Raw genomic sequence first — 25,879 nt, 5'->3', positions numbered from 1 at the left:
CAGACTTAGGTGCCTGACTTGATCTTGGTCCACATCCGGGTGACCACCCGCTGCACCTTGGCCGGATAAGGCGTCGTGGTGTAGAGGTTCTCAAGGGTCTCGGGTGTCGGATAGATCGCCGGATCGCCGATCACGTCTTCTGCCAACATCGGTTTCGAGGCTTCGTTGCCATTGGCGTAGTAAACGTAGTTCGAGGCGTCCGCCATGTTCTGCGCGTCCATGATGAAGTTCAGGAACTTGTGTGCGCCTTCCACATTCGGAGCGTCCGTCGGGATCGCCATCTGGTCGAACCACATCAATGAACCTTCTGCGAAGGCGTTGTAGGCAATCTCGACGCCGTTTTCGGCCTCGGCCGCGCGGTCACGGGCTTGCAGAATGTCGCCGGACCAGCCGACAGCTACACAGATGTCACCATTAGCCAGCGCGTTGATATATTCCGAGCTGTGGAACTTCTGAATATGGGGGGCCACGGCGGCCAGCACCGGTTCGGCCTTGCCCAGAACATCCGGGTCATGGCTGTCAGGGTCTTCGCCCAGATATTGCAACGTCATCGGAATGATTTCGGTCGGAGCATCCAGGAAATGTACGCCACAGGCGGCGAGTTTTTCCATGTTTTCCGGATTCAGAACCAGTTCCATGCTGTCGAGCGGCGCGTCTTCACCCAGGATTTCGGTTACTTTGCCGACATTCACACCGATGCCCGTCGTGCCCCACATGTAGTTGATCGAATAGGCGTTGTCGGGGTCGTATTGGATGGTGCGCGATTCAATCAGATCCCACATGTTTTCATGGTTGGGCAACTGTGACAGGTCCAGTTTCTGGAAAGCGCCCGCGGTGATCTGGCGTTGCAGGAACGTACCGGAGGGGACAACCACGTCATAGCCCGAACCGCCGGCAAGCATCTTGGTTTCAAGCACTTCGTTGCTGTCGAAAACGTCATAGATCAGGTCGAGGCCGGTTTCCTGCTCGAACTTCTCTAGCAGCGCCTCATCGATGTAATCAGACCAGTTATAGACCCGCACCTCATCGGCGTGGGCGGTGAGTGCGCCCAGGGCGAGGGTGGCGGTGGTCAGAATCAACTTCTTCATATTTTTCTCCCGTTGGTCGGCAAGTTGCTTGCCGTGCGCGCGAATTTGATCAAAAATTTGCGCGTTTGGCAATATGGTAATATTTCCACGCAGTCGCTAAACTCACAAGGAAAGACATTCGAGGCGATGAAAAAGGCTGCAGGACAATGAACAAACTCGCCCGAAAACCTGATGGGGACAGTGGTGAAAAAAGCCGCCTTCCCGCGCATGAACTGATATACCGCCAATTGCGCGACCAGATACTGTTTGGCGATCTTGCGCCGGGGCAAGCGGTGACCATCCAGGGGCTGACGGACCGGCTGGGGGCGGGCATGACCCCGGTACGCGAGGCGATCCGTCGGCTGATCGCCGAAGGTGCGTTGGAATTCCAGGGCAACCGGCGGGTTTCCGTGCCGCTTTTATCCGCAGACAACATGAGCGAGTTAATCGTTGCACGCCAATGGCTTGACCCGCACCTGGCGCTGCGTGCGACCGAGCGGATAACGCTGGAACAACTGGATGAGCTGGCCACGATGGACGCCGAGTTGGACCGGGCCATCGAGCAGGGTGATTTGCGGGCATATCTTGAGCTGAATTACCGCTTTCACAAGCGCCTTTACGAGATTGCGGATGCCCCTATTCTGGCCGATATGGCGGATGGATTATGGCTGCGTTTCGGGCCTTCTTTGCGGGTTGTATGCGGCCGGATGGGCACCCAGAATCTGCCTGATAAACACAAGGACATGCTGGCGGCGATGCATGCCCGCGATGCGGAGCGCGCGGCGCGGGCCATTCGCGAGGATGTAATACAAGGAATGGAGCAGGTGCGCCGTGCATTTGAGGTTTCAGCGGCGCAGCACTGATTCGATTGACAGTAAATAATTTGATCATATTATGGATGCAGACTTTGGGCGCGTGACGCGTCTTTCCCTGATTCCCGGTTGCGAAAGGCCCTGACCATGAACATGATCTCGAACCATATGCCGACGGCTGAATTGCAGGCGCTGGATGCTGCGCATCACATGCACCCTTTCACCACCAATGATGAGTTGGCCGAAAAGGGCGCGCGCATCATCACCCGTGCCAAGGGCGTGACCCTGACAGATAGCGAGGGCAATGATATTCTGGATGCCATGGCGGGGCTGTGGTGTGTCAATCTGGGGTATGGCCGCCCCGAGTTGGCCGATGCGGCGATGCGTCAGATGCAGGAGCTGCCCTATTACAATACGTTCTTCATGACGACCCATGTGCCCGCCATCGCGCTGAGCGCGAAGCTGGCCGAGCTGGCACCGGGCACCCTGAACCACACGTTCTTTGCAGGGTCGGGTTCCGAGGCGAATGACACCAACATCCGTCTGGTCCGCACCTATTGGGCCGAGTTGGGCAAGCCTGAGAAAAAGGTGATCATTGCGCGTCACAATGGCTATCATGGTTCCAGCGTGGGCAGTGCCAGCCTGGGCGGGATGAAACCGATGCATGCGCAGGGTGGATTGCCGATTCCCGATGTACATCATATCGGCCAGCCCTATTGGTATGGCGAAGGCGGTGACAAATCCCCCGAGGAGTTCGGGCTGGAGCGTGCGCGTGAATTGGAGCAGGCCATTCACGATCTTGGCGAAGATCGTGTGGCAGCCTTTATCGCCGAGCCCATTCAGGGGGCCGGTGGTGTGATCATTCCGCCCAGTACATATTGGCCGGAAATCCAGCGCATCTGTGACAAGTACGAAATCTTGCTAATCGCGGATGAGGTGATCTGCGGGTTTGGCCGCACCGGCAACTGGTTCGGCAGCCAGACCTTTGGTATCAGGCCTGATATCATGACCATCGCCAAGGGGCTTTCCTCGGGCTATGCGCCGATTGGCGGCTCGATCGTCAGCGACGAGGTGGCCAAGGTGATGGATGCCTGCGAGTTCGTGCATGGCTACACCTATTCCGGTCATCCGGTGGCCTGTGCCGTGGCGCTGGAAAACCTGCGGATCCTCGAAGAAGAGAATATCGTTGCGACCGCCGGGGCCGAGACCGCGCCCTATCTACGCGAGAAATGGCAGGGATTGGCGGATCACCCGCTGGTTGGTGAAGCGGTGATCGAGGGGCTGATGGGGTCCATCGCGCTGACGCCGGACAAAGCCTCGCGCGCAGCCTTTGCAGCCGATGCCGGGACCGCCGGGTATATCGTACGCGAGGCGTGTTTCGCCAATTCGCTGGTGATGCGTCATACCGGCGACCGGATGGTTATTTCGCCGCCGCTGGTGATCACCAAATCCGAGGTCGATACGCTGGTTGATCGTGCCTGGAAGGCGCTGGATATTGCGCATGCCAAGCTGACAGATGACGGGCTGATGAAAGCCGCCTGATATGGCGTTTGACGCGCAACCGGTTCTGCGCAGCGATAGATTGTTGCTGCGGCCCCTTGAGGCAGATGATTACAAGGGGCTGCATGCCGCTGCCAGCGATCCCGAGACATGGGCCGGTCATCCGGCGAAGAACCGGCATGAGTCCGAGGTTTTCCGGCCCTATTTCAATTTTCTGCTGCGTGCGGGCGGGACGCTGGGGATCGAGGATGTGTCTGCGGAGCATATCATAGGGTGTTCGCGCTATTACACCGCACCGGATATGCCGTGCAGCATTTCAATCGGGTTTACCTTTCTGAACCACCGCTATTGGGGCGGAGCATGGAATTTTGAGCTAAAAAAGCTGATGCTTGGCCACGCGTTTCAAAGCTTTGACGAGGTGTGGTTTCATATCGATCCTACGAACATCCGGTCGCAGACGGCGACCCGGCGGCTGGGTGCGGAGCATGTTTATGACATAGGGCTTGATCTTTCGGGGGTCGAGGCCCCCTGGAAATGCTACCGCTTACAGAAAGCCGCGTGGGAAAGCGTGGTAGCCGCGCGTGACAGGCAGGCCGTTTCCTGACGGTACGCCTACGGCGCAAAAGTTGCATTCGCTTTCAGGCCAAACAGGCCCTTGCAGCACGCCCCCCCAGACGCCCCGGTCTATGCTGGTCAGTCCTTCACGAACATTTTGCGTGGACGGTCGCAGAAGGTCTGCGCCGGACCGTCTTGGGTAATTAGGATCGATTCGGTGATTTCGAGCCCCCAATCATCCATCCATAGACCCGGCATAAAGTGGAAGGTCATGCCGGGTTCCAGCACGGTCTGATCCTCTGCCCGCAGGCTGGCGTGATGTTCGCCCCAATCGGGCGGATAGCTGAGGCCGATGCCATAGCCGCAGCGGGCACCGCGTTCGATGCCGGCGCGCGCCAGTGGCCCGGCCAGTGCGTTGGCGATGTCGCAGGTGCGGTTACCGGCGCGGGCGGCTTCAAGCCCGGCCTCGAGCCCTTCGACAAGGGCAGCTTCGGCACGGCGGATTTCATCGCCAGGCTTGCCGAGGAAAAGCGTGCGGCAAAACGGGGTGTGATAGCGTCGATAGACGCCCGAGATTTCGAAAAATGTCGCTTCGCCGCGCTGAAATTCTCGGCCATCCCATGTCAGATGAGGGGCGGACGCGTCCTTGCCTGAGGGTAACAGCGGCATCAGGCCGGGATAATCGCCCCAAATGTCATCCACGCCACTGATCGCATCATGAAAGATGTTGGCGGCAATTTCGTTTTTGCGCACGCCGGGTTCGACCCGATCGAGATAGCCATCGACGATCTTTTCGGAAATCCGTGCGGCCTTGTGCATAAACGCCAGTTCTTCGTCGGATTTGACCGAACGTTGCCAATTGACCAGATAGGTCGCGTCCACAAAGCGGGCATCGCCCAACTCGGTCTGCATCACTTCGAACGCTTTGGCTGAGAAATAGTAATTGTCCATCTCGACCCCGATCCGACCGGTATGGCGACCCATCGCCTTGAGCCGGGCGGCAAGATCCTGCATCGGGTGGCTGGTCGTGGATTGCACGTAGCTGTCATCGTAGCCCAGTACGCGATCATCACTCATCCAGACCGTGCGCAGGCCGCCATTGGCATCCATGCGGCGACCCCACCAGATCGGATCGTCATCAGGAAAGATCAACACGCCCTGATGCACGTAGAACGACCAGCCGTCATAGGCGGTAAGCCAGTTCTGGTTCGACGGGTCGGTCACGAACAGCGTGTCGATACCGGCATTGTCCATCGCGAAGCGGGTCTTGGTCAGGCGGCGCTGGAATTCGGCCTGAGAGAACGGGAGGTCTTTGTCGATCATCATCTGTCCTGTCATTATTTTTCTTTCGATTTTGGCGGTTGCGGCAACGCCTGCCTTGTCAAAGGCGGTACACAGGGTCGTTTTCGGGCACTGGCGTCGCAGAGCGCGTTGACCAATCGCAAAACCTGACCAAGAGTGAGCTGCAAAGTCAAAGAGGGGTTTCGATGCTGATCGTTTATGTCCAGAGGATGCCGCCACAGATTGCCAGGTCATTGCTCATCTCCGAGGATCTGGCGTGAATCGTGTTGCGTGTCTGTTGGGCAGTCCGCGTGCGGGCGGCAATAGCGATCTGTTAGCGAAAGCATTCTGTGATGAGGTGGCGAGGAATGGCGGCGTGGTGGAATGGTTCCCGCTGCGTGATCTGCGGTTCAAGGGCTGCGTGAGCCTACGCCATTGCAAATCCGGCGGCGAGACTTGCGGGTTGAAAGATGACCTGAACCCGGTCCTGGAGGCCGTGGCCGCTGCCGATATTGTGGTGGTGGCGACGCCGATCTACTTTTGCAATATCTCGGGGCTGTTTAAGCAAGCCCTGGATCGGTTCTTTTCCTTCTTCGTCCCGGATTACGTGACGGCTGCTGAACCATCGCGTCTGGGGCGCGGCAAAGCCTTCGTGCTGGTGCAGGTGCAGGGTGAAGGGGCCGAGCGATACGGTAATCTGCTGGATCAATACGGACCCGCGTTGGACAAGTTGGGATTTGAGCGACGTGAGCTGATCCGTGCTTCGGGCGTGCGTGAGGTTGGTGATGTGGTGCGGCATACCGAAGCGATGGACGATGCCACGTCTTTGGCGCGGCGTCTGACCGGGGCCGCGTGAATGACACTGGATGAGCGCGACATTGCCATTCTGAAGGTATTGTCTGCCGAGGGCCGGATGTCCAATACGCAGCTTGCGGAGCGGGTCGGGTTGTCAGCCAGCCCCTGTTGGGAGCGGGTGCGCAAGCTTGAAAAGGCAGGAATTATCGAGGGGTATCAGGCCCGGATCAGCCTGAGGAAACTGGCTCCGGTGTTGACGGTATTCGTGACCGTTGAGCTGACGGATCACACCGCTGCCGCTTTTCGCACCTTTGAGGCGCATGTTGCATCGTTGTCGGAGGTCACTGCATGTTGGGCGCTGGGTGGTGGTTTTGACTACCTGATGCAGGTCATTACGCGCGATATCGAGGCCTACCAGGGTCTGATGGACCGCATTCTGGACGCCGATGTCGGGTTGGAGCGGTACTTTACCTATGTCGTGACCAAGGCCGTGAAAGATGGGACTGTGCCGCTTTTCGATGCCCTGTTGCGGTAGGCGGCAGAAGATTCTTCTGCAAGACCGGGCAAGTTCAGATACACGATCTGTGAAAAGCGGTGCATCTTCGCGCCGGGTGACCGGTTTCAGATATCGAAGGACAGATCATGCTGAGAAATGACCAACTGGCGGAATGGGATCGCGAGAACTTTTTCCATGCCTCGACACATCTGGCGCAGTTCGCAAGGGGGGAGTTGCAGAACCGGGTGATTACCGGCGGTTCGGGCTGTCATATCGAAGATCGCGAAGGTGTGCGCCTGCTGGATGCCTTTGCCGGGCTCTACTGCGTGAATGTCGGGTATGGTCGCGAGGATATTGCCGATGCTATTGCCGCTCAGGCAAAGGAACTAGCGTATTATCATGCCTATGTCGGTCATGGGACCGAAGCCAGCATCACGCTTGCCAAGATGGTGCTGGATCGGGCGCCTGCGAACATGAGCAAGGTTTATTTTGGTCTGTCGGGATCGGATGCGAATGAGACCAACATCAAGCTGATCTGGTATTACAACAATATTCTTGGGCGTCCGGAAAAGAAAAAGATCATTTCGCGCTGGCGGGGCTATCATGGCTCGGGCTTGATGACCGGGTCGCTGACGGGCCTGGAGCTTTTTCACAAGAAGTTCGATCTGCCGTTGGCGCAGGTCGTGCATACCGAGGCGCCGTATTACTATCGCCGGGATGCTCTGAACCAGAGCGAGGCAGAGTTTGTGGCCCATTGTGCGGCCGAACTTGAAGCACTGATTGAGCGCGAAGGAGCCGATACGATCGCAGCCTTTATCGGAGAGCCGGTGCTGGGGACCGGGGGGATCGTACCGCCGCCCGAGGGGTATTGGGCCGCAATTCAGGCGGTGCTGAAAAAGCATGACATTCTTTTGGTGGCGGATGAGGTTGTTACTGGATTTGGCCGACTTGGGTCGATGTTTGGTTGCGACCACTACGGGATTGAGGCTGATCTGATTACCATAGCCAAGGGGCTGACATCGGCCTATGCGCCGCTGTCGGGCAGTATCGTCAGCGACAAGATGTGGAAGGTGCTAGAGCGGGGAACCGATGAGAACGGGCCCATTGGACATGGCTGGACCTATTCGGCGCATCCGATCGGGGCGGCAGCGGGGGTGGCTAACCTCAATCTGCTGGATGAGCTGAAGCTAATCGCAAATAACCGCGATACCGGCGCCTATCTGAACCAAGCGATGGCGGAGGCGTTGGGCGATCATGTCCATGTGGGCGAGATCCGGGGCGAAGGTATGCTGTGTGCGGTTGAGTTCGTGAAAGATCGAAGCGACCGCCGTTTCTTTGATGCCGCTGACAAAATCGGGCCGCAAATCGCCGCGGCGCTGGCAGCCGATGGCGTGATCGGGCGGGCGATGCCGCAGGGTGACATTCTGGGATTTGCGCCACCTTTCTGCCTGACGCGCGCCGAGGCGGATGAGGTGGTGAATAAGACGCAAAAAGCGGTGAAGTCTGTGTTTGGGTGATTTTTGCCGAATGCCACGACGCAGGGACGCCGTTTCCGCGTTGATCGGGACGAATCAGCGGAAGGAAACGGACGTCGCTGATAAAGGCTCGTGATTAATTTTATCATGAGGATAGGTGAAAATGATTAAATTCATCCGGGTGGCGCAAATTCTGCCGAAAATGCCGCGCTGCGCTTGCATCACGATGATTTTGGCGGTTTAGTTCGGGCCGAGCGCGGGCTAGCCGCGAAAAAATAAACCAGGGAGTGCCAATTGGCAGAGTCTAAAAACAACGATGCGTTCGTTGAATTCGAACGTGTGCAAAAGAGTTATGACGGCGAAACGCTGGTTGTAAAAGACTTGAACCTTTCTTTGCCCAAGGGCGAATTTCTGACAATGCTGGGGCCCTCCGGGTCGGGTAAAACCACCTGTCTGATGATGCTGGCCGGGTTCGAAACTGCGACCCACGGTGAAATTCGCCTGGACGGGCGCGAAATCAACAATATCCCACCGCACAAGCGCGGCATCGGTATGGTTTTCCAGAACTATGCCCTGTTTCCGCATATGACGATTGCCGAAAACCTGAGCTTTCCGCTGGAAGTGCGCAAGATGGGCAAATCCGACCGGGAAGCCAAGGTGAAACGCGCGCTCGACATGGTTGAGATGGGTGCCTTTGGCGGCCGTCGTCCGGCGCAATTGTCCGGTGGTCAGCAACAACGGGTCGCGCTGGCACGCGCATTGGTGTTCGAGCCGGAACTGGTTCTGATGGACGAACCGCTGGGAGCGCTTGACAAGCAACTGCGCGAAAAGATGCAGTTCGAAATTACAAACCTGGCGCATAGCTTGGGGATCACAACAGTGTACGTGACACACGACCAGACCGAAGCGCTGACAATGTCGGATCGCGTTGCTGTCTTTGACGATGGCCGCATCCAGCAGATCGCGCCGCCCGATCAGCTTTACGAAGAGCCTGATAACAGCTTCGTTGCACAGTTCATCGGCGAGAATAATACGCTGATGGGCACCGTCAAAGAAATCAAGGGTGATCAGGCGCTGGTGGAACTGGACGATGGGGAAGTCATCGACTGCAAGCCCGTCAATGTCAGCCAGGTCGGCGAACGCACCCGCGTTTCGATCCGACCCGAGCGGGTGGAGTTCAACAAGGAACGCCTGCAGGAAGGCGCGCATACGCTGAAGGCGGAAGTGCTGGAATTTATCTACATGGGCGACATTTTCCGCACGCGTCTGCGGGTTGCCGGAAATGATGAGTTTGTCGTCAAGACCCGGAACGCGCCGGACCAGGTGCGCCTGCAACCGGGACAGCAGATTGATATCGGCTGGCTGCCGCAGGACTGCCGGGCACTGGAAGCATAACGAATATCGCGTCTGCAAACGGCGCGGTGAACAGCGGGTCCCGACGTAACGCCCGTGACAGGGACTCCGAAAATGTAGCTAACGGGTATACTTAGGGAGAAATGAGTATGAAACTTACCAAAACTCTGCTTGCGACGACGGCGCTCACCGTTGCGGCAAGCGCTGTTACTGCCGACGAAATGACCATCGTGTCATGGGGCGGTGCGTATTCGAAATCGCAACTGAAGGCTTATCACGAGCCCTATTCGGAAAAGACCGGGATCAGCATCATCAATGATGACAGCTCGGCCGAAGCTGTGGCCAAACTGCGCGCCATGGACGAAGCGGGTAACGTGACCTGGGATGTGGTTGACGTTGTGGCCGCCGACGCACTTCGCCTGTGCGACGAAGGTCTGGCAATGGAAATCGACCCTGACACCATGCTGGCCCCAGCGCCCGATGGTACGCCCGCCTCGGAGGATTTTGGCGACCTGCTGGTTGGCGACTGCTTTATCCCGCAGATCGTTTATTCGACCACGTTCGGCTATCGCACCGATATGGTTGGTGACAATCCACCCACCGACGTCTGCGCCGTGTTTGACCTGGAGGCATATCCGGGCAAGCGTGCGCTGGAGAAGCGTTCGATCAACAACGTGGAATGGGCGCTGCTTTGTGATGGTGTTGCCAAGGAGGACGTCTATGACGTGCTGGCAACTCCTGAAGGGCAAGATCAGGCTTTGGCGAAACTCGACACCATCAAGGATCAGGTTGTCTGGTGGTCGGCCGGCGCTGACACACCGCAGCTTCTGGCCGATGGCGAGATCGTCATGGGATCGACCTACAATGGCCGTCTGTTCAGCGTGATCGAAGAGCAGAAGCAGCCCGTTGCCATGCTGTGGGACGCGCAAATCTTTGACCTTGACGGCTGGATCATTCCCGCTGGTCTGAGTGATGAGCGCAAAGCGCGCGCGCTGGACTACATCATGTTCGCGACTGATACGCAGCGTTTGGCGGATCAGGCCAAGTACATCTCGTACGGTCCGGCCCGTAAATCGTCGGCTCCGCTGGTTGGCAAACACGCCGATCTGGGCATCGACATGGCGCCGCACATGCCGACCGATCCGGAAAACGCCAAGAACACGTTCCTCTACAACTACGAGTTCTGGGCGGATTACCGCGATGACATCGAAGCCAAATTCCAGGCTTGGTTGGCACAATAAAAATCTGAGGTGCGTGCTGGTCGCGCACCCGGCAAAAAAGTGCGGCCCGATTTTACGGGCCGCACATGACTGATAGGGAAGAATTGGGATGCCGAAAGGCTACATCATTGGCCACATCACCGTGAATGACCCAGAGGCATACAAAGAGTATGTCGAGAAGGACACGCCGATCCTGCAAAGATTGGGTGGCGCATTCGTGGTTCGAGGCGGGCAATCCGAAGTCCCTGAAGGTGAGACACTGAACCGTCACGTTGTGATCGAGTTCCCCAGTTTCGAGGCCGCGAAAGCAGCTTATAACGATCCGGAATACCAAAAGGTGGCCGAGATCAGAAAACGCACTGCCGACAGTGTAATCATATTGGTCGAGGGCACCTGACATGAGCGATGCAACAGACACCGGTCCTGTATTGGCAGCGGATGGCACACCACTGAAACGCAGCCTTGCGCGTGCGCTGAGAGTGCAGAAGACGCGGGCGCTTTTGCTGATCGCGCCGCTACTGATTTTCGTGATGATTTCGTTCATCCTGCCGATCGGCAACATGCTGTTCCGGTCGGTAGAGAACGACATCGTCAAGAACACCTTGCCTAATACCGTGCCGCTGCTGGCGCAATGGGATGCCTCAAGCGGTGAATTGCCCGACGAGGCCATTTACAACGCGCTGGCTCAGGACATGGTCGTTGCGGTGGCGGCCAAGGAACATACCAAGCTGGCCACGCGCCTGAACTATGAACAAACCGGCATCGCGTCGATGTTCCGCAAATCCGGCCGCCAGATCAAGAAGTGGGACCCGGTGGCGGATGCGCCTTTCAAGGAGAAGTTCATCGAGCTTCACAAGGGTTGGGGTGATATCGAAACCTGGAAGACCATTCAGACGCATTCGGGCGTGTTCACCAACGGGTATTTCCTGAACGCGGTCGATATGCAGAAGACGCCGGATGGCATCCAGTCGCAGCCAGAAAACAAGCGCATTCTGGTCAAGCTTTTCGTGCGCACGCTTATCATGTCGCTGATCATCATGGGGTCGTGCATTCTGTTGGGATACCCGGTGGCCTGGATTCTGGCGAACCTGCCGGCGAACAAGGCCAATATTCTGATGATCCTCGTGCTTCTACCGTTCTGGACCTCACTTTTGGTACGGACATCTGCTTGGAAGGTGATGTTGCAGCAGCAGGGCGTGATCAACGATGTACTGGTCTGGATCGGGTTAGTGGATGATGCCAACCGCCTGATCATGATCAACAACCAGTTCGGAACGATCGTTGCGATGACGCATATCCTGCTGCCCTTCATGATCCTGCCGATGTATTCGGTGATGCAGACCATCAATCCCAGCTATGTGCGTGCCGCGAAATCGCTGGGTGCGACCAACTGGACTGCCTTCTGGCGGGTGTATTTTCCGCAATCGGTGCCCGGGATCGGCGCGGGCTCGATCCTCGTCTTCATCCTGGCGATCGGGTACTACATCACGCCGGAAATCGTGGGCGGCACCAAGGGCGTCTTCATCTCGAACCGGATCGCGTATCACATTTCAAGTTCGCTCAACTGGGGCCTGGCGGCCGCACTGGGCACGATCTTGTTGGTCGTGGTGCTGATACTCTACTGGGCCTATGACAAGATCGTGGGCATCGACAACGTGAAGCTGGGGTAAAGAGACATGAGCTTGCCAACATATGCCACATTCGGCCAGCGTGTCTGGTACTACACCTTCCGCTTCATCTGCGCGCTGATTTTTATCTTCTTGATCACGCCCATCTTGGTGGTGCTACCACTCAGCTTCAACGCCGAGGATTTCTTTACCTTCACGCCCGAGATGCTACGTTTCGATCCCGAAGGGTATTCGCTGAAACATTACAAGGACTTCTGGAACAACAACGAGTGGCAGCGGAGCTTCAAGAACTCGCTGATCATTGCGCCGATCGCGACGGTCATCTCGGTCTCGCTAGGGACATTGGCAGCGATCGGGCTGTCGCAATCCCATGTGCCGTTCCGGCGGGCGATCATGGCAATCCTGATTTCGCCGATGATCGTGCCGCTGATCATCTCGGCCACTGGCATGTTCTTCTTTTACAGCCAGGTCGGCAATTTCCTTGAGGGCACGCTGGGCTTCAACAAGAATTTCGTGGGTTATGTGAAAGTCGTGCTGGCACATGCGGTTTTGGGTATTCCTTTCGTTATTATCACCGTGACCGCCACGCTGGTGGGCTTTGACCGTTCGCTCACCCGTGCTGCAGCAAATATGGGGGCCGATCCGGTCACGACTTTTTTCAAAGTGCAGATGCCACTTATTCTGCCGGGTGTGATCTCGGGTGGGTTATTCGCATTCATCACGTCATTTGACGAAGTGGTCGTGGTGCTGTTTGTCGGTTCGGCCTCGCAGAAGACCTTGCCCTGGCAAATGTTTACCGGCCTGCGCGAACAGATCAGCCCCACCATTCTGGCGGTCGCGACGATCCTTGTGGTGATCTCGATCTGTCTGCTGACCACGGTAGAATTGCTTCGACGTCGGTCTGAGCGGCTGCGTGGTATCCGACCGACCTGAGCTGAACACATCGTTCAAAAAGAAAGGCACCCGCCCTAGGGTGCCTTTCTTTTTTTGTTTTGGGGACAGGGGCGAGTCAAAGCGGCGATTTAGTCAGCATAGGCTTTCGATCTGGATTTCCCTTCTGCGAACAAGGTTTTCCAATCGGGTTCTTGCGGTGTATTCGCCCGCAAGTTTGCTTCGCGTGACTTCATCCAGTCCACGATCCGTTCGCGTGACGGTTTCATCCGCTTGATCCAGCGAATACACCATTCCATTTCTTGAACCATATGGGTCCGGCTGACGCTGCTCATGTCGCGCGATCGGTCGCCCCAGCGGGGACCACCAAGATAGACCGCCGCAAACATGATCCTGGCCTTGGTCTTGGATGTGCCGTTTACCACCAGCGCGTCATAGAACATGCGGTGCACGTCCTCCCAGTGGCGTGATTTGTATTCGGCCAACCCCTCGTTGCCATGGCCGCAATAGGCATCGTGAATCGTTGCCGCATTGATGAAAGTCCGGCTTCGGCGTTTGCCAATCAGAGGAATGAAAATCTCGGGGATCGACGCGCCATCGGTAAAGGTTTCGGGTGGGGCCACCCATTCACGGCCCGCGCTGTCACGAAACCCCAATCCTTTTTCGAGGCGAAAGAAATCCTGCGGTTCCGGGGCAATTTTAACAGGTTGCCTTGTCAGCCGCACCGGTCCGTCGACGAAGGTACATTTTGCACCCTTCAGGGCGCGTTCGCATTGAACATCCTGCGCCAATGCTGGCGACGACAGACATGACGCCAAGCATAAAGTTCCCAACAGTCGCAAAAGTATCCCCCGATTCGATATTTGGAATCAAGGGGATGCTAACATTGCGTAGTGCTTTTCTGGAATACGAAAGAAGGCCGTTTCAGCCTATTCACGAACCAGCTTTTCATAGGCTTCTGAAATCTCACGCGCCATTGCACCGACTTCAAAATTATAGTCGCTGATCTGACCTACGGGGGTAACCTCGGCGGCAGTGCCGGTCAGCCAGCATTGTTCGAACCCTTCCATCTCTTCAGGCATTATGTGACGCTCATGCACTTTGATCTGGCGATCCTTCAGCATGCCGACAACGGTTTGACGTGTCAGGCCGTTCAGGAAGCAATCAGGCAGGGGTGTGTGCACTTCACCGTCCTTGACGAAGAAGATGTTGGCGCCTGTCGCCTCGGCCACGTAGCCGCGATAATCCATGAAGAGCGCGTCCGAGCAGCCCTTTGCCTCGGCAGCGTGTTTCGATGTGGTGCAGATCATGTAAAGGCCCGCCGCCTTGGCGTGGACCGGGATTGTTTCGGGGCTGGGACGTTTCCATTTCGAGATGTCGAGCTTGGCACCCTTCATCTTGGCATCACCGTAATAGGCCCCCCATTCCCAAGCCGCGATGGCCAGGTGCACCGGATTGCGGGCCGAGGCCACGCCCATATCCTCGCCCGCGCCGCGCCAGGCAACGGCGCGTACATAGGCGTCGGTCAAACCGTTGGCGGTCAAGACTTCCTGCTTGGCGGCTTCAATCTCATCCACGGTGTAGGGGATCTGGAAATCCAGCTCACCGGCAGAAAAATGCAGGCGTTCAGAATGCTCGCGGCTTTTGAAAATCTTGCCACCATAGGCGCGTTCGCCCTCGAATACCGAACTGGCATAGTGCATCGCATGGGTCAGGATGTGCACATTGGCCTCGCGCCAGTCAATCAGTTCGCCATCCATCCAGATCTTGCCACTGCGGTCATCATAACCAGCCATCTTCGGTCTCCTCTTTCAGCCAGAATTTGCAATTGTTGCGCAAAATACGTCCGATATGGACATAAAATTACGCTAAAACTGCGATTCGCTAACAGTTCACCCTTGGAATGTCAACAAAGCTGACGTATTATGACAGCGTGCATGGGAATTGTGAACGGAGTGTGCGATGCCCGAAGTGCAAGGTGGCGAAAATCTGCTGTTTCTGACGGATGAGCAGCTGCGCCAGGGGATCGAGGCAATGTTTTTTGCCTATCGCGGCTTTACCGCTGACCCAGACCGTATTCTGTCGGGCATGGCTTATGGGCGGGCGCATCATCGGGCCATTCACTTTGTAGCGCGCGCGCCGGGTACAACCGTCAATAACCTACTGAATATCCTGGGTGTTACCAAACAATCGCTGAACCGCGTCTTGCGGACTTTGGTGGAGGATGGTCTGGTAGACAGTCGTGTGGGCAAGAGCGACAAGCGAGAGCGCAACTTGTTTCTGACCGAAGAAGGACTAGCTCTGGAACGCAAGCTAAGTGATGCGCAGCGTGCAAGAATGCGCGCGGCCTATCGCGCGGCGGGTCCCGAGGCCGTATCAGGGTTCCGTCAGGTGCTGGAGGCGATGATGGATGCGGACATGAGACGGCAATATTACCAGATAAGGGATTCCAGTTCATGAGCGACCCAGCCCCCCATTTGCTGATCGTCGATGACGATGAGCGTATTCGCGGCCTGTTGCGCAAGTTTCTGGCGCGCCACGGGTTTCTGGTATCGATCGCGCGCGATGCTGCGCATGCCAGACGCATTCTGTCGGGGTTGGAGTTTGATCTGATCGTTATGGATGTGATGATGCCGGGTGAGGATGGCGTCGCCCTGACGCGCAGCCTGCGCGAGGATGAAATTGCCACGCCCATTCTGTTGCTGACAGCCAAGGGTGAAACCGAAGACCGGATTTCCGGCCTTGAAGCGGGCGCCGATGACTACCTGCCCAAGCCTTTTGAGCCTAAAGAGTTGTTGCTACGGATCAACGCCATTCTGCGTCGTATGCCCACGCCCGAACCGGAGAATACCGTGCCCAAGGTGCTGCATATGGGTCCGATCCGGTTTGACATCGAACGCTCGGAATTGATGCAGGGTGATCAGGTGGTGCGCCTAACGGCAACCGAGGTTCAATTGATGCGAATATTCGTCGAGAACCTTCGCCAACCCGTCAGCCGTACGAAACTGGTCGAGGACCTGGGCAGGGATGGTGGTCAGGCGCAGGAACGCGCGGTCGACGTTCAGATCACCCGTCTGCGACGCAAGCTTGAGACCGACCCCAAGCAACCAAGATACCTGCAAACCGTACGCGGCGAAGGGTACATGCTGGTACCCGATTAAGACGGTCATGCTGGGTGTACAGAAACATCCAATTCCAAAAGAGACTGTGCTTGATTTGATCGCGCAGAAGCCAGGCTTCTATACTGACTGCTTTGCTACTGAGATCGATAGCCGGATCACGCTTTCGGACTATATCGAGGCGTTTTACACCACGCCAGTTTTCAAGGCCGAACGGCTTGTGCTTCGTTGCCTGGGGATACGTTCCAGCGACCAAGACGCTCGGCAATTGGCAAACGGTACCGCTGATCGTTTCGCGGCCTGGCAGGTTGCCGAACGGACCGAAACCCAATTGCTGATGAAAGCCATCGGGCGCACATCTTCGTGGTTCATGGTCGAAGGATTAGGGCAGACAGGGGATCAGAAAACCCGGTTGCTATTCGGGACGGTTATCATGCCGATGCCATACGAGACTGATGGTGTGCCGCGGATAAGTGCATTTTATTCGGCCTTGCTGGGGTTTCATGTCCTCTATTCAAAACTGTTGCTTGCATCGGCGCGGTGGTGTTTGCGGCGCATTAACGGGTAAAGCGAGCATCTGACAGCGTCGCCACATAAGACGCTCGGTCTGTTGGCCGCAAACCGCAACCCATAAGCATGGCTTGAGATGCCAGATTGTCGGCAGCAGCAAAACCCATGATATGACTCGCCCCGAGTTCTTCCAGAGCGATGCGGATCAATTCGTTGGTGATCCGGCGACCCAGGCCTTTGCCGCGATGGGCAGGATTGCAGGCAATCAGGCCGACCCAGGCATGATGATGAAGGGGAGAATGCGTATTTTGCAGCATGCCTACAAACCCAGCAGCAACGGGTTTTCCATCCTCAGCGCGGATCATGGCGGATCGCGCGTTGCAATTTTCACCGCATAGGACGGCGCCGGATAGCGGTGTGATCCCCTGCCCTGCCAGAAAGGCCTGAAGTTCGGCGATGGAGTTTGTGCCAACAATTTCCAGAGATAGGTCGGTGGCAAGCGTTTGACGGTGGCAGGCTTCGATCACCGAGCTCAACTCTTCCGTTGGGCTGCAATAGCCAGCCCAACCGTGGATGGAGGCCCCGACATCGGTGACCTGCTCGCGGATTTTCTCAAGCCCCGCATCATCAACCCAACGGAACGAGAACACACCATCTTCCGCCAGATGCCGTTGGATGACCTGCCAGCCCAGCCTATCGGGATCATCTGCACCTATCACTCGGCCCGTCAGGCAGGCACCCGGCGTGCGCATGATCCATGGTGTCAGATGATCAGATTTCCGTTGCAGGCGTTGCTGTGCCTCGGTGCCATAATAACTGGTCACTCAATCTGTCCCCGATGCTGCAACCGGGGGACAGGTTAGCAGATAGAATCCTTGAAGTCTTTTGGCGTCGGGCGTAGATCATCCCTATGAAACGGATTTTTGACATGGATGATCGTGCGCGTCTGCCCTGGCGGTTTTTTGGCGCGACGATGACTGTGCGGGCCGACCTATAATACCCGGCCGCCTTGTCGATCCTGAACATCATCTAACATATGGGAGAGGGCACATGTCCCCCAAGACACTCTATGACAAAATCTGGGACGCGCATCTGGCACATGAAGCCGAGGATGGCACCTGTCTGCTGTATATTGATCGCCACCTTGTGCACGAAGTCACCAGCCCGCAGGCCTTTGAAGGGTTGCGGATGGCGGGACGAACCGTTCACGCGCCAGAAAAGACGATCGCGGTTCCTGATCATAACGTACCGACCACGCTGGACCGCGCAAATGCTGCCACCATGACCGAAGACAGTCGCATTCAGGTCGAAGCACTGGACAAGAATGCGAAGGATTTCGGCATTCATTATTACCCGGTGTCGGATGTGCGTCAGGGGATCGTTCATATCGTCGGCCCAGAACAGGGTTGGACCTTGCCCGGCATGACAGTGGTGTGCGGCGACAGCCACACGGCGACGCATGGCGCTTTTGGTGCACTGGCGCATGGTATTGGCACGTCTGAGGTCGAGCATGTTTTGGCCACCCAAACGCTGATCCAAAAGAAGTCGAAAAACATGAAGGTCGAAATCACTGGCAAGCTTCGTCCGGGTGTGACCGCCAAAGATATCACGCTGTCTGTGATCGGTGAAACTGGCACTGCTGGCGGCACTGGCTATGTTATCGAATATTGCGGCGAAGCTATTCGAGATCTGTCGATGGAAGGCCGTATGACGGTCTGCAACATGGCCATCGAAGGCGGCGCCCGCGCGGGACTGATTGCGCCAGACGAAAAGACCTATGAATATGTCAAAGGACGTCCGCATGCACCCAAAGAAGATCAGTGGGATGCTGCGCTGGCATGGTGGAAAACGCTTTATTCCGATGGCGACGCGCATTGGGACAAGGTCATTACGATCAAGGGCGAAGACATTGCGCCCGTAGTTACCTGGGGTACCTCGCCGGAAGATGTGCTGCCGATCACCGCAACCGTGCCCGCACCTTCGGACTTCGAAGGTGGCAAGGTCGGTGCAGTGGAGCGATCACTGGATTACATGGGCCTTACATCTGGGACGCCACTCAACGAGGTTGAGATCGACACGGTCTTTATCGGTTCCTGCACCAATGGCCGGATCGAGGATCTGCGTGCCGCTGCGGCGATACTGAAGGGTAAGAAGATCAAGGACGGACTGCGTGCCATGGTCGTACCCGGATCGGGCCTTGTCCGGGCGCAGGCCGAGGAAGAAGGTTTGGCGGATATCTTCAAGGACGCGGGTTTTGAGTGGCGTTTGGCAGGGTGTTCGATGTGCCTGGCGATGAACCCGGATCAATTGTCTCCGGGTGAACGTTGTGCCGCAACTTCGAACCGCAATTTCGAAGGCCGGCAGGGCCGTGGCGGACGGACGCATCTGATGTCGCCTGCGATGGCAGCGGCAGCGGCAGTGACCGGACGGCTGACCGATGTACGTGAGATGATGTAAGTTCAGTCCGGGCCCGTTTGGTTTCGACTGGTTGTCAGCAAGGCGACCACATTGGCAAGGATTAGGCCAATGCCGCCCAGCTCAAGCAGCCAGTTGATCCTGATGCCGCTGAAATCACTTTTGATCAGGACGTCGAAGTGATGGAAACCGACGGCGCGAATGGCGACAAAGCCGGTTAGGAAACATACACCAAGGACGGCGGGCCATGTGCGGCGCAGATGGTTGCGCATAGAGAGGCCAAGTGCAATCAGGAAGACAAGGCTGGCGCCGAGTAGGCCAAGGATGAAGCCTGTCTGCACGCCCTTGCGGTTCTCATACCAGCCCTGCGCCTTGGCCATGCAGCGCGCAAAAGCTGTCAGGGCCGATTGAAGGTCAAGCTGTTTGTTGATGGTCAGAGCCGCCAGCAGCAGCGCTAGGATCAGCCAGAAAAAACGTTCGGGTTGTCCGGCGCGACTGATGGCCAATCTCGCCGTGAGCAGGGCCGTTATGCCATAGGCAGCAACTGTCACCCAACCCATAATGGAAGGATCGCCAATGGTGGGCGACCATCTGTCGTCAAAGCAGGTCCAAAGTTCGATCTTATGGTTGCTCAATCTGAAAACCCCTACCGGCAATCAACTCCCGCACGCGGAATGCTTAGATGAAATCTTAATTATTTCAATATGTTAATGCGCAAAAAAAGAGCGTTCCGGAGTCTTGCGTACTTTGTTTAATTGGCAAAGTAGAAGTAGAGCGAATCATTTGGCGTCAATAACCTACAAAACGGCATAGATCATTGAGTGTGTTGTTTTCGCAAATTCTCTTCAAGCGGTGGTGCTACAACTTGGGGCTGATATATCAACTCAGGGCTGTTCTTTTGCACAATCGTATCGCATAAAATCACCGCAAAAGTAATTAATATTATGTTAATATTATTGGAAATGTGGCGAAAATAAGGCAAACTGAAAGTCTAACTTCGTTTTGCGATACCAGCGGGTTGGATATTGAAAGAAGTCATTTTCAACACGTCATATGGCCGAAACTGGCGATAAGCGTGAAACGGGGTCAATTTTTGTGTAACTAGAAAGGTTAAAATAGATATGTCCTGGTTCAAAACTATTGCCGCAGCCGCGGTTGTCGCTGTGGCGGCAACGGCGGGTTCTGCAGCAACTCTTACGATCAACAGCGTGACTGGTGTTTGGGAAAACGCTAATCCTGCTGCTGGTATCAGTGGTGTCGGTACAAATGAGATCAGTTGGGGTAACCCCACCAATGGCAACAACAAAAGCCGCTATCGCTTTGACGGTGCTGCGCCTCCGCCGTTTATTGCCAATGAAGGATCGGCGTTCAGCCTGGGTAAATTCACCCACTTCAACAATCCGATCACTGGCACAAGCCTGTTGTCGGCAAACCTTAAGGTAACGATCAATGTCGCCGGAGTTGGCGATATCAACAGTACCTTCTCGTTTGCACATACCGAAACACCCAATGGCGCAAACCCATGTGCTAACGGTGGCGCGCAGGGTGCCGGCGTCAACATCAATGGCTGTGCCGACCTTGTTCAGGCAACTCTGAACCTCGCGTCGACTGACGTGTTTCAGATCGGTGGTATTGACTATGTGTTTGATGTCAGCGGTTTCCTGAATGGTGGTTCGCTGCTGGATAAATTCTGGACAAAAGAGAAAGCTGCAAACATGGCAGAGCTGCAAGGTGCTTTTGTCACACGTGACTCGGTCGTGATTCCGCTGCCGGCAGCCGGTTGGTTGCTGATTGGTGGCTTGGGTGTTCTTGGAGCGGTGAAGCGCCGCAGCAAGAAAGCCTGATCAAATCCATTTTTCAGAGATTTAGCCCCGGGCGATTAAGTTGCCCGGGGTTTTCTTATGCGACATGGTCTTGCACTGGTAGCGCCTTCGTCGGTACATAGCATCTGAGATTCTAGGCAGTTGCCACGCTTGGATCTGTCTCATTCAGGAGATCGCCATGGACAATTTCACAACGCTTACCGGGATCGCTGCGCCGATGCCTCTGATCAATGTCGATACCGATATGATCATTCCCAAACAATTCCTGAAAACGATCAAGCGGTCGGGCCTGGGTGTGAACCTGTTTGACGAAATGCGTTATGATGACAACGGCAACGAGATCGCGGATTTTGTTTTGAACCAAACGGCTTATCGTGACGCTGAAATCCTAGTGGCCGGCGATAACTTTGGCTGCGGTTCGAGCCGTGAGCATGCGCCATGGGCAATCAAGGACTTCGGCATCCGTTGTGTCATTGCACCCAGCTTCGCTGACATTTTCTTTAACAACTGTTTCAAGAACGGCATCCTGCCGATCGCGTTGCCGCAGGAAACCGTCGATATCCTCATGAAAGATGCCGAGAAGGGCGCCAATGCCCGCATGCAGATCGACCTAGAAGCGCAGACGATCACCACGTCCGATGGCGATGTCATCAGCTTTGATGTCGACCCATTCAAAAAGCATTGCCTGATGCAAGGCCTGGACGATATCGGCTTGACGCTTGAGAAAAAAGCGTCGGTGGATGCGTTCGAGGCGCAAGCCGCGCGGGAACGTCCCTGGGTCTGATCCGGGTTTTCGGTTTCTGGTAACGCCGCCTGCAGGTTGTGGGCGGCGTTTTCAATTGTCCTGCATTTGTTAGATTGTTCCTGAAATCTGGATCGCTCTGGGGTTAAAAAATCCCTTAACCCCAATATGTTGTGTGTATGGATATAGAGGTCGCCTTTCTGATCCTAAATTGATGCATTCTCGCACCACTAATTCCATCAATTCGCCTTAAACCTGAACTCTTATTAACCATGACTTGAGCCGCATGCTGAAAGAAGGCAAAAATTGGGCACGAATGAGGCAAGCCGCCACAAAGTGCGGGATCAAGTTGGAACAAGGGCACGGCATCGTACTGTGCTCGACCAGTTTGAAGGGAACGGACAGTGATATCTCAGGTGACGAGTGCGTTGACGCGTGCGATGTTGGTGGCTCTACTTGTGGCAACCCCATCTCTGCTTCTACCAGCGACCGCAGCGGATACGGCACAGATCGTTGTTGTGCTTGCCATTTTGGCATCCTTCATGACGTTCATCGAATATTACGGCCGCTACCCAAGCATCATTGAATTCCGCTTTGCGCCGCCGTTTAACCGGTTGAAATTTCTAGGGCTGGGGCTAACCGTCCTGTTCCTGTCGTTGATTTGCCGGGGTAAGACTGATCCTACCGAATTGACTATGTTCCTGGCGCATTTGGGCGATGGCCTGGGTGAGGCTATTGATTTCCCATATTCCCCGGTTCGGATGGTTGTGTTGATGATGCCGGCGAATGCCGATTCAGAACTGATCGACTCGGTTCGGACAGCGGCTGGTATCTCCTACATGGTTTCTCTGATCATGATGTTCGTTTTCCTGACGCTGGTGCGCCTCTTTGGCTGGCCGGTGCGCAATGGCGCATTCAACGTTTGGGTCAATCTGCCGCTTTTCGATCCAACAGGCGGAGGCGATGTACTGAACCGTTTGAAACGCGATGCAGGTCTTAACATTGTGTTAGGAAGTTTGCTGCCATTCTTGATCCCGGCAACAGTGAAGATGGCATCGGATATGGTAGACCCCATTTCCATCGCCAATCCGCAAACCCTGATCTGGACGATGACCGCATGGGCGTTTCTTCCGGCAAGCATGTTGATGCGTGGCATCGCCATGAGCCGCATTGCGGACATGATCGAAGAAAAGCGCCGTCGCGCCTATGCCAAAGCCGAGGCCGACGGATTGCAGCGCGCCTAGTCGCAAGCCTATTTGCGTTTGGCTTGGCTATTGGTCAAGCAGCCGCTGAGACCATCAGAATAGCCACTTACAATACCGAGCTTGACCGCGGCGGGCCCGGCCTTCTTCTGCGCGATATTCTAAGTGGCGACGATCCGCAGGTTGTGGCAGTCAGCCAAGTCATTTCCCGCATCTCTCCTGACATTCTGGTGCTGCAACGCGTCGATTATGATTTGGGCTTGAAGGCGGTTTCCGCTCTTCGGGATGCAATTGCCGAACAGGGTGCCGAATATCCCTATATCTTCGCGCTGCGCCCGAACACGGGCCTCTACACGGGCCTCGATATGGATGGTGATGGCCGTGTGGGCGAGGCACGTGATGCGCAGGGATATGGAGAGTTCGCTGGTCAGAGCGGGATGGCCGTTTTGTCCCGTTTGCCGATTGACCAAACGCAGGTGCAGGATTTCAGCGAAATGCTGTGGCGCGATTTACCTGGTGCGATCTTGCCTCATCATAACGGTCAGCCGTTCCCGTCGGATGAGGCCTTGGCGATACAGCGTCTTTCGACAGTGGGTCATTGGGTGGTGCCGGTGGCCCTTGAAAACACGGTGTTGGATTTGATGATTTTTCATGCATCTCCGCCTGTTTTCGATGGGCCCGAAGACCGTAATGGAAAGCGCAACTACGACGAAATCAAATTCTGGCAGCTCTTTCTGGATGGCTCTTTGGGTCCGCCACCTGACGGCGCATTTACTCTGATCGGAGTTGCAAACCTTGATCCGATGGATAGCGATGGCCGGAAAGAGGCGATAAGAGCATTGTTGGAGGATGATCGCTTGCAAGATCCCCAACCGATGCGAAACGGAAAGGTCGTGCAGGATCCGGCACATATCGGTGATCCGCAGCTTGATACTGCCGATTGGCCGGAGCCGGGGCCAGGGGCGCTGAGAGTGGATTATATCCTGCCTTCTTCGGATTTGGTTGTCACTGACGCTGGTGTTTATTGGCCGACCGAGGGCACCGCCGATGCTGATTTGATGCACAATGCAAGCCGTCACAGGCTGGTTTGGGTCGACTTGGACTTTGGTGACTGATGGAACGACAGACGCGGCTTTCTTGACCATCCCCAGACATCACGCTAGGCGGTTGTCAACAAAAGCCAGCCAAGGATTTACTGACATGAGCACCCCCTCGCTTCTTATTCTTCCCGGTGACGGGATCGGCCCCGAAGTGATGGCCGAGGTACGCAAAGTAATCGACTGGTTTGGTGCCAAGCGCGGCGCCAGTTTTGACGTGAGCGAAGATCTGGTTGGAGGGGCAGCCTATGATGCACATGGCACACCTCTTCATGATGATACTATGGCTCACGCGCAAGAGGTTGATGCGGTTCTGCTTGGTGCGGTCGGCGGGCCTAAATACGATGATCTGGATTTTTCGGTCAAACCGGAACGTGGTCTGCTGCGTCTGCGCAAGGAGATGGATCTTTTTGCCAACCTGCGTCCGGCACAATGCTTCGACGCATTGGCAGATTTCTCGTCACTCAAGAAAGATATCGTGGCGGGTCTTGATGTTGTCATTGTGCGAGAGCTGACCAGCGGTGTCTATTTTGGCGAGCCGCGCGGTATTTTCGAAGAAGGTAATGAGCGTGTCGGTATTAACACCCAACGCTATACCGAGTCCGAGATTGACCGGATCGCCCGCGCGGCATTCGAACTGGCCCGGAAGCGAGGCAACAAGGTCTGCTCGATGGAGAAGGCCAACGTTATGGAATCGGGTATTCTTTGGCGCGAAGTCACGCAGCGTATTCACGATGCCGATTATGCGGATGTCGAGTTGAGCCATATGTATGCCGATAATGGTGCGATGCAGCTGGTGCGTGCCCCCAAGCAATTCGACGTGATCCTGACCGATAACCTTTTTGGCGATATTCTGTCTGACTGCGCGGCAATGCTGACCGGATCGCTGGGCATGCTACCTTCGGCGTCACTGGGTGCACCGATGGCCAATGGCCGCCCCCGGGCACTTTACGAGCCGGTACACGGATCGGCCCCGGATATTGCCGGCCAAGGCAAAGCCAACCCAATCGCCTGTATCCTCAGTTTTGCCATGGCACTGCGCTATAGTTTCGACATGGGCGAAGATGCCACCCGTGTGGAAACGGCGGTCGAGAAGGTCTTGGCGGATGGTATGCGGACCAGTGATTTGCTGGGGGCTGAAGGTGGTAAGGCGAGCTCGACCACAGAAATGGGCGACGCCATCATCGCGGCGCTCGACGCCAGCCTGTGATCCAGCTCAGAGGTATGAGGAAAGTGACAGGGACGATTTCCTGTCACTTTATCTTGACCGCCTGAGGTATTGCCAAATACAACTGGCCACACCTGCGCAGGAAGCACACATGCTGGTGCTTTTGGCATCAGGGCAACATATGTCATTACTGATGGCGCGATGTCCGCTGGATTTGCCACATGGTCGCTTACCGTTCCAGCCGGTGCCGGTATTTCGTTTCATATGAAAGAGGTTTTCGTCAGTCAGAGCGCGTGCGGCAAGGAGCGGGAAAACGTTGCTGACAGGGCTTTTGGCAAACGCTGTGACGGAAGGTCGTCTGTGGTTTAACTGGTAGACGGATGGCAGAAATTTCGCCGCATACCGTCGACGCCTAGAAGAAGTGTGATAGGCAAATGGCTATTTCGCCCCCTTGTTTCAAAGCTTGCAAATTTACCCTAGGGCGTTTAATCGGCAACCACACGGTCGGAGTGTAGCTCAGCCTGGTAGAGCACTGTCTTCGGGAGGCAGGGGCCGGAGGTTCGAATCCTCTCACTCCGACCAAAAAAAAGGACCTCGAAAGCCCTTTTTTAGTTTGTGTCAGGCCAAATGACAGATGTGGCCTTCAGAGATCGATAGCGCAGCTGGCTTTGCCGAGTTTCACACTATCAAATCTCCTATTTTGACGCATTTCGCTGGACCGGCCTGCAAG

26 protein-coding genes and 1 tRNA gene are annotated in these 25,879 nt (G+C 55.9%); 21 read left to right on the top strand and 6 right to left on the bottom strand.

Features of this window, described 5'->3' with window-relative positions; genetic code table 11:
• Positions 1 to 5: 5 nt before the first annotated feature.
• Positions 6 to 1,088 carry a polyamine ABC transporter substrate-binding protein gene (locus Q1B27_RS08425; RefSeq protein WP_299846398.1) on the bottom strand — a complete coding sequence of 361 codons (1,083 nt, stop codon included), beginning with the start codon at positions 1,086 to 1,088 and terminating at the stop codon, positions 6 to 8.
• Between the two features lie 146 nt (positions 1,089 to 1,234).
• Here Q1B27_RS08425 and Q1B27_RS08420 point away from each other — a divergent pair, with 146 nt between their 5' ends.
• The 3 genes from Q1B27_RS08420 (at position 1,235) to Q1B27_RS08410 (ending at position 3,983) form a co-directional block, all read left to right on the top strand.
• A complete protein-coding gene (locus tag Q1B27_RS08420; protein ID WP_299846397.1) occupies positions 1,235 to 1,930 on the top strand; it encodes a GntR family transcriptional regulator in 696 nt (231 codons plus the stop codon).
• A 96-nt stretch (positions 1,931 to 2,026) separates the two neighbouring features.
• Complete coding sequence (locus Q1B27_RS08415) at positions 2,027 to 3,421, top strand: aspartate aminotransferase family protein (RefSeq protein WP_299846396.1); 1,395 nt, start codon at positions 2,027 to 2,029, stop codon at positions 3,419 to 3,421.
• A gap of 1 nt (position 3,422) precedes the next feature.
• Positions 3,423 to 3,983 carry a GNAT family N-acetyltransferase gene (locus tag Q1B27_RS08410; protein ID WP_299846395.1) on the top strand — a complete coding sequence of 187 codons (561 nt, stop codon included), beginning with the start codon at positions 3,423 to 3,425 and terminating at the stop codon, positions 3,981 to 3,983.
• An 89-nt stretch (positions 3,984 to 4,072) separates the two neighbouring features.
• Here the strand turns inward: Q1B27_RS08410 and Q1B27_RS08405 are convergent, their stop codons facing one another.
• Positions 4,073 to 5,257, bottom strand: a complete 1,185-nt coding sequence (locus tag Q1B27_RS08405) for a M24 family metallopeptidase (RefSeq protein ID WP_299846837.1) — start codon at positions 5,255 to 5,257, stop codon at positions 4,073 to 4,075.
• A gap of 235 nt (positions 5,258 to 5,492) precedes the next feature.
• On the opposite strand from Q1B27_RS08405, the gene Q1B27_RS08400 reads away from it, so the two are divergent.
• The 8 genes from Q1B27_RS08400 (at position 5,493) to Q1B27_RS08365 (ending at position 13,115) form a co-directional block, all read left to right on the top strand.
• Positions 5,493 to 6,071, top strand: a complete 579-nt coding sequence (locus tag Q1B27_RS08400; RefSeq protein WP_299846394.1) for a flavodoxin family protein — start codon at positions 5,493 to 5,495, stop codon at positions 6,069 to 6,071.
• Positions 6,072 to 6,545: an Lrp/AsnC family transcriptional regulator gene (locus Q1B27_RS08395; protein WP_299846393.1), complete on the top strand. Its 474-nt coding sequence runs from the start codon at positions 6,072 to 6,074 to the stop codon at positions 6,543 to 6,545.
• A gap of 107 nt (positions 6,546 to 6,652) precedes the next feature.
• A complete protein-coding gene (locus Q1B27_RS08390) occupies positions 6,653 to 8,023 on the top strand; it encodes an aspartate aminotransferase family protein (RefSeq protein ID WP_299846391.1) in 1,371 nt (456 codons plus the stop codon).
• 252 nt (positions 8,024 to 8,275) lie between these two features.
• Entirely contained in the window at positions 8,276 to 9,376 is a 1,101-nt protein-coding gene (locus Q1B27_RS08385; protein WP_299846390.1) for an ABC transporter ATP-binding protein, read from the top strand.
• Between the two features lie 107 nt (positions 9,377 to 9,483).
• A complete protein-coding gene (locus tag Q1B27_RS08380; protein ID WP_299846388.1) occupies positions 9,484 to 10,575 on the top strand; it encodes an extracellular solute-binding protein in 1,092 nt (363 codons plus the stop codon).
• A gap of 88 nt (positions 10,576 to 10,663) precedes the next feature.
• Complete coding sequence (locus tag Q1B27_RS08375) at positions 10,664 to 10,951, top strand: DUF1330 domain-containing protein (protein WP_299846386.1); 288 nt, start codon at positions 10,664 to 10,666, stop codon at positions 10,949 to 10,951.
• Between the two features lies 1 nt (position 10,952).
• A complete protein-coding gene (locus Q1B27_RS08370; protein ID WP_299846384.1) occupies positions 10,953 to 12,224 on the top strand; it encodes an ABC transporter permease in 1,272 nt (423 codons plus the stop codon).
• Between the two features lie 6 nt (positions 12,225 to 12,230).
• Positions 12,231 to 13,115, top strand: coding sequence for an ABC transporter permease (locus Q1B27_RS08365; RefSeq protein ID WP_299846382.1), 885 nt, complete (start codon positions 12,231 to 12,233; stop codon positions 13,113 to 13,115).
• 89 nt (positions 13,116 to 13,204) lie between these two features.
• On the opposite strand, the gene Q1B27_RS08360 is transcribed toward Q1B27_RS08365, so the two are convergent.
• Together Q1B27_RS08360 and Q1B27_RS08355 are read right to left on the bottom strand one after the other, a co-directional pair.
• Positions 13,205 to 13,891, bottom strand: a complete 687-nt coding sequence (locus Q1B27_RS08360; protein WP_299846379.1) for a DUF1353 domain-containing protein — start codon at positions 13,889 to 13,891, stop codon at positions 13,205 to 13,207.
• A 111-nt stretch (positions 13,892 to 14,002) separates the two neighbouring features.
• Positions 14,003 to 14,869, bottom strand: a complete 867-nt coding sequence (locus tag Q1B27_RS08355; RefSeq protein ID WP_299846377.1) for a branched-chain amino acid aminotransferase — start codon at positions 14,867 to 14,869, stop codon at positions 14,003 to 14,005.
• A gap of 166 nt (positions 14,870 to 15,035) precedes the next feature.
• Between Q1B27_RS08355 and Q1B27_RS08350 the strand changes: the two genes are divergently transcribed.
• The 3 genes from Q1B27_RS08350 to Q1B27_RS08340 are packed head-to-tail and all read left to right on the top strand — an operon-like array spanning position 15,036 to position 16,760.
• Positions 15,036 to 15,533, top strand: a complete 498-nt coding sequence (locus tag Q1B27_RS08350; RefSeq protein ID WP_299846375.1) for a MarR family transcriptional regulator — start codon at positions 15,036 to 15,038, stop codon at positions 15,531 to 15,533.
• On the top strand, positions 15,530 to 16,234 hold the full coding sequence (locus Q1B27_RS08345) for a response regulator (protein ID WP_299846373.1): 705 nt from the start codon (positions 15,530 to 15,532) through the stop codon (positions 16,232 to 16,234). Before Q1B27_RS08350 ends, Q1B27_RS08345 begins: the two co-directional genes overlap by 4 nt.
• 46 nt (positions 16,235 to 16,280) lie before the next feature.
• Positions 16,281 to 16,760: a hypothetical protein gene (locus tag Q1B27_RS08340; RefSeq protein ID WP_299846371.1), complete on the top strand. Its 480-nt coding sequence runs from the start codon at positions 16,281 to 16,283 to the stop codon at positions 16,758 to 16,760.
• Here Q1B27_RS08340 and Q1B27_RS08335 read toward each other — a convergent pair.
• Positions 16,750 to 17,526, bottom strand: coding sequence for a GNAT family N-acetyltransferase (locus Q1B27_RS08335; protein ID WP_299846368.1), 777 nt, complete (start codon positions 17,524 to 17,526; stop codon positions 16,750 to 16,752). The two genes, Q1B27_RS08340 and Q1B27_RS08335, sit on opposite strands and share 11 nt — an antisense overlap.
• 226 nt (positions 17,527 to 17,752) lie before the next feature.
• On the opposite strand from Q1B27_RS08335, the gene leuC reads away from it, so the two are divergent.
• A complete protein-coding gene (gene leuC, locus Q1B27_RS08330; RefSeq protein ID WP_299846366.1) occupies positions 17,753 to 19,159 on the top strand; it encodes a 3-isopropylmalate dehydratase large subunit in 1,407 nt (468 codons plus the stop codon).
• Positions 19,160 to 19,161: 2 nt separating this feature from the next.
• Here the strand turns inward: leuC and Q1B27_RS08325 are convergent, their stop codons facing one another.
• Entirely contained in the window at positions 19,162 to 19,752 is a 591-nt protein-coding gene (locus Q1B27_RS08325; RefSeq protein WP_299846364.1) for an isopropylmalate isomerase, read from the bottom strand.
• A 486-nt stretch (positions 19,753 to 20,238) separates the two neighbouring features.
• Between Q1B27_RS08325 and Q1B27_RS08320 the strand changes: the two genes are divergently transcribed.
• From Q1B27_RS08320 to Q1B27_RS08295, 6 genes are all read left to right on the top strand, one after another.
• Positions 20,239 to 20,961 carry a THxN family PEP-CTERM protein gene (locus Q1B27_RS08320; RefSeq protein WP_299846362.1) on the top strand — a complete coding sequence of 241 codons (723 nt, stop codon included), beginning with the start codon at positions 20,239 to 20,241 and terminating at the stop codon, positions 20,959 to 20,961.
• Between the two features lie 157 nt (positions 20,962 to 21,118).
• Positions 21,119 to 21,724, top strand: a complete 606-nt coding sequence (gene leuD, locus Q1B27_RS08315; RefSeq protein ID WP_299846360.1) for a 3-isopropylmalate dehydratase small subunit — start codon at positions 21,119 to 21,121, stop codon at positions 21,722 to 21,724.
• Between the two features lie 398 nt (positions 21,725 to 22,122).
• Entirely contained in the window at positions 22,123 to 22,926 is an 804-nt protein-coding gene (locus tag Q1B27_RS08310) for a hypothetical protein (RefSeq protein WP_299846358.1), read from the top strand.
• A gap of 23 nt (positions 22,927 to 22,949) precedes the next feature.
• Positions 22,950 to 23,999, top strand: a complete 1,050-nt coding sequence (locus tag Q1B27_RS08305) for an endonuclease/exonuclease/phosphatase family protein (protein WP_299846356.1) — start codon at positions 22,950 to 22,952, stop codon at positions 23,997 to 23,999.
• A gap of 85 nt (positions 24,000 to 24,084) precedes the next feature.
• Entirely contained in the window at positions 24,085 to 25,191 is a 1,107-nt protein-coding gene (gene leuB, locus Q1B27_RS08300) for a 3-isopropylmalate dehydrogenase (RefSeq protein ID WP_299846354.1), read from the top strand.
• Positions 25,192 to 25,654: 463 nt separating this feature from the next.
• Positions 25,655 to 25,731 (top strand) — tRNA-Pro (locus tag Q1B27_RS08295).
• The last annotated feature ends 148 nt before the right edge of the window (positions 25,732 to 25,879 follow it).

The organism is uncultured Roseovarius sp., assembly GCF_947489715.1.
Taxonomy (GTDB): domain Bacteria; phylum Pseudomonadota; class Alphaproteobacteria; order Rhodobacterales; family Rhodobacteraceae; genus Roseovarius.
The sequence above is the reverse complement of the archived record's forward strand: the minus strand, read 5'-3'. Positions and strand labels throughout refer to the sequence as shown.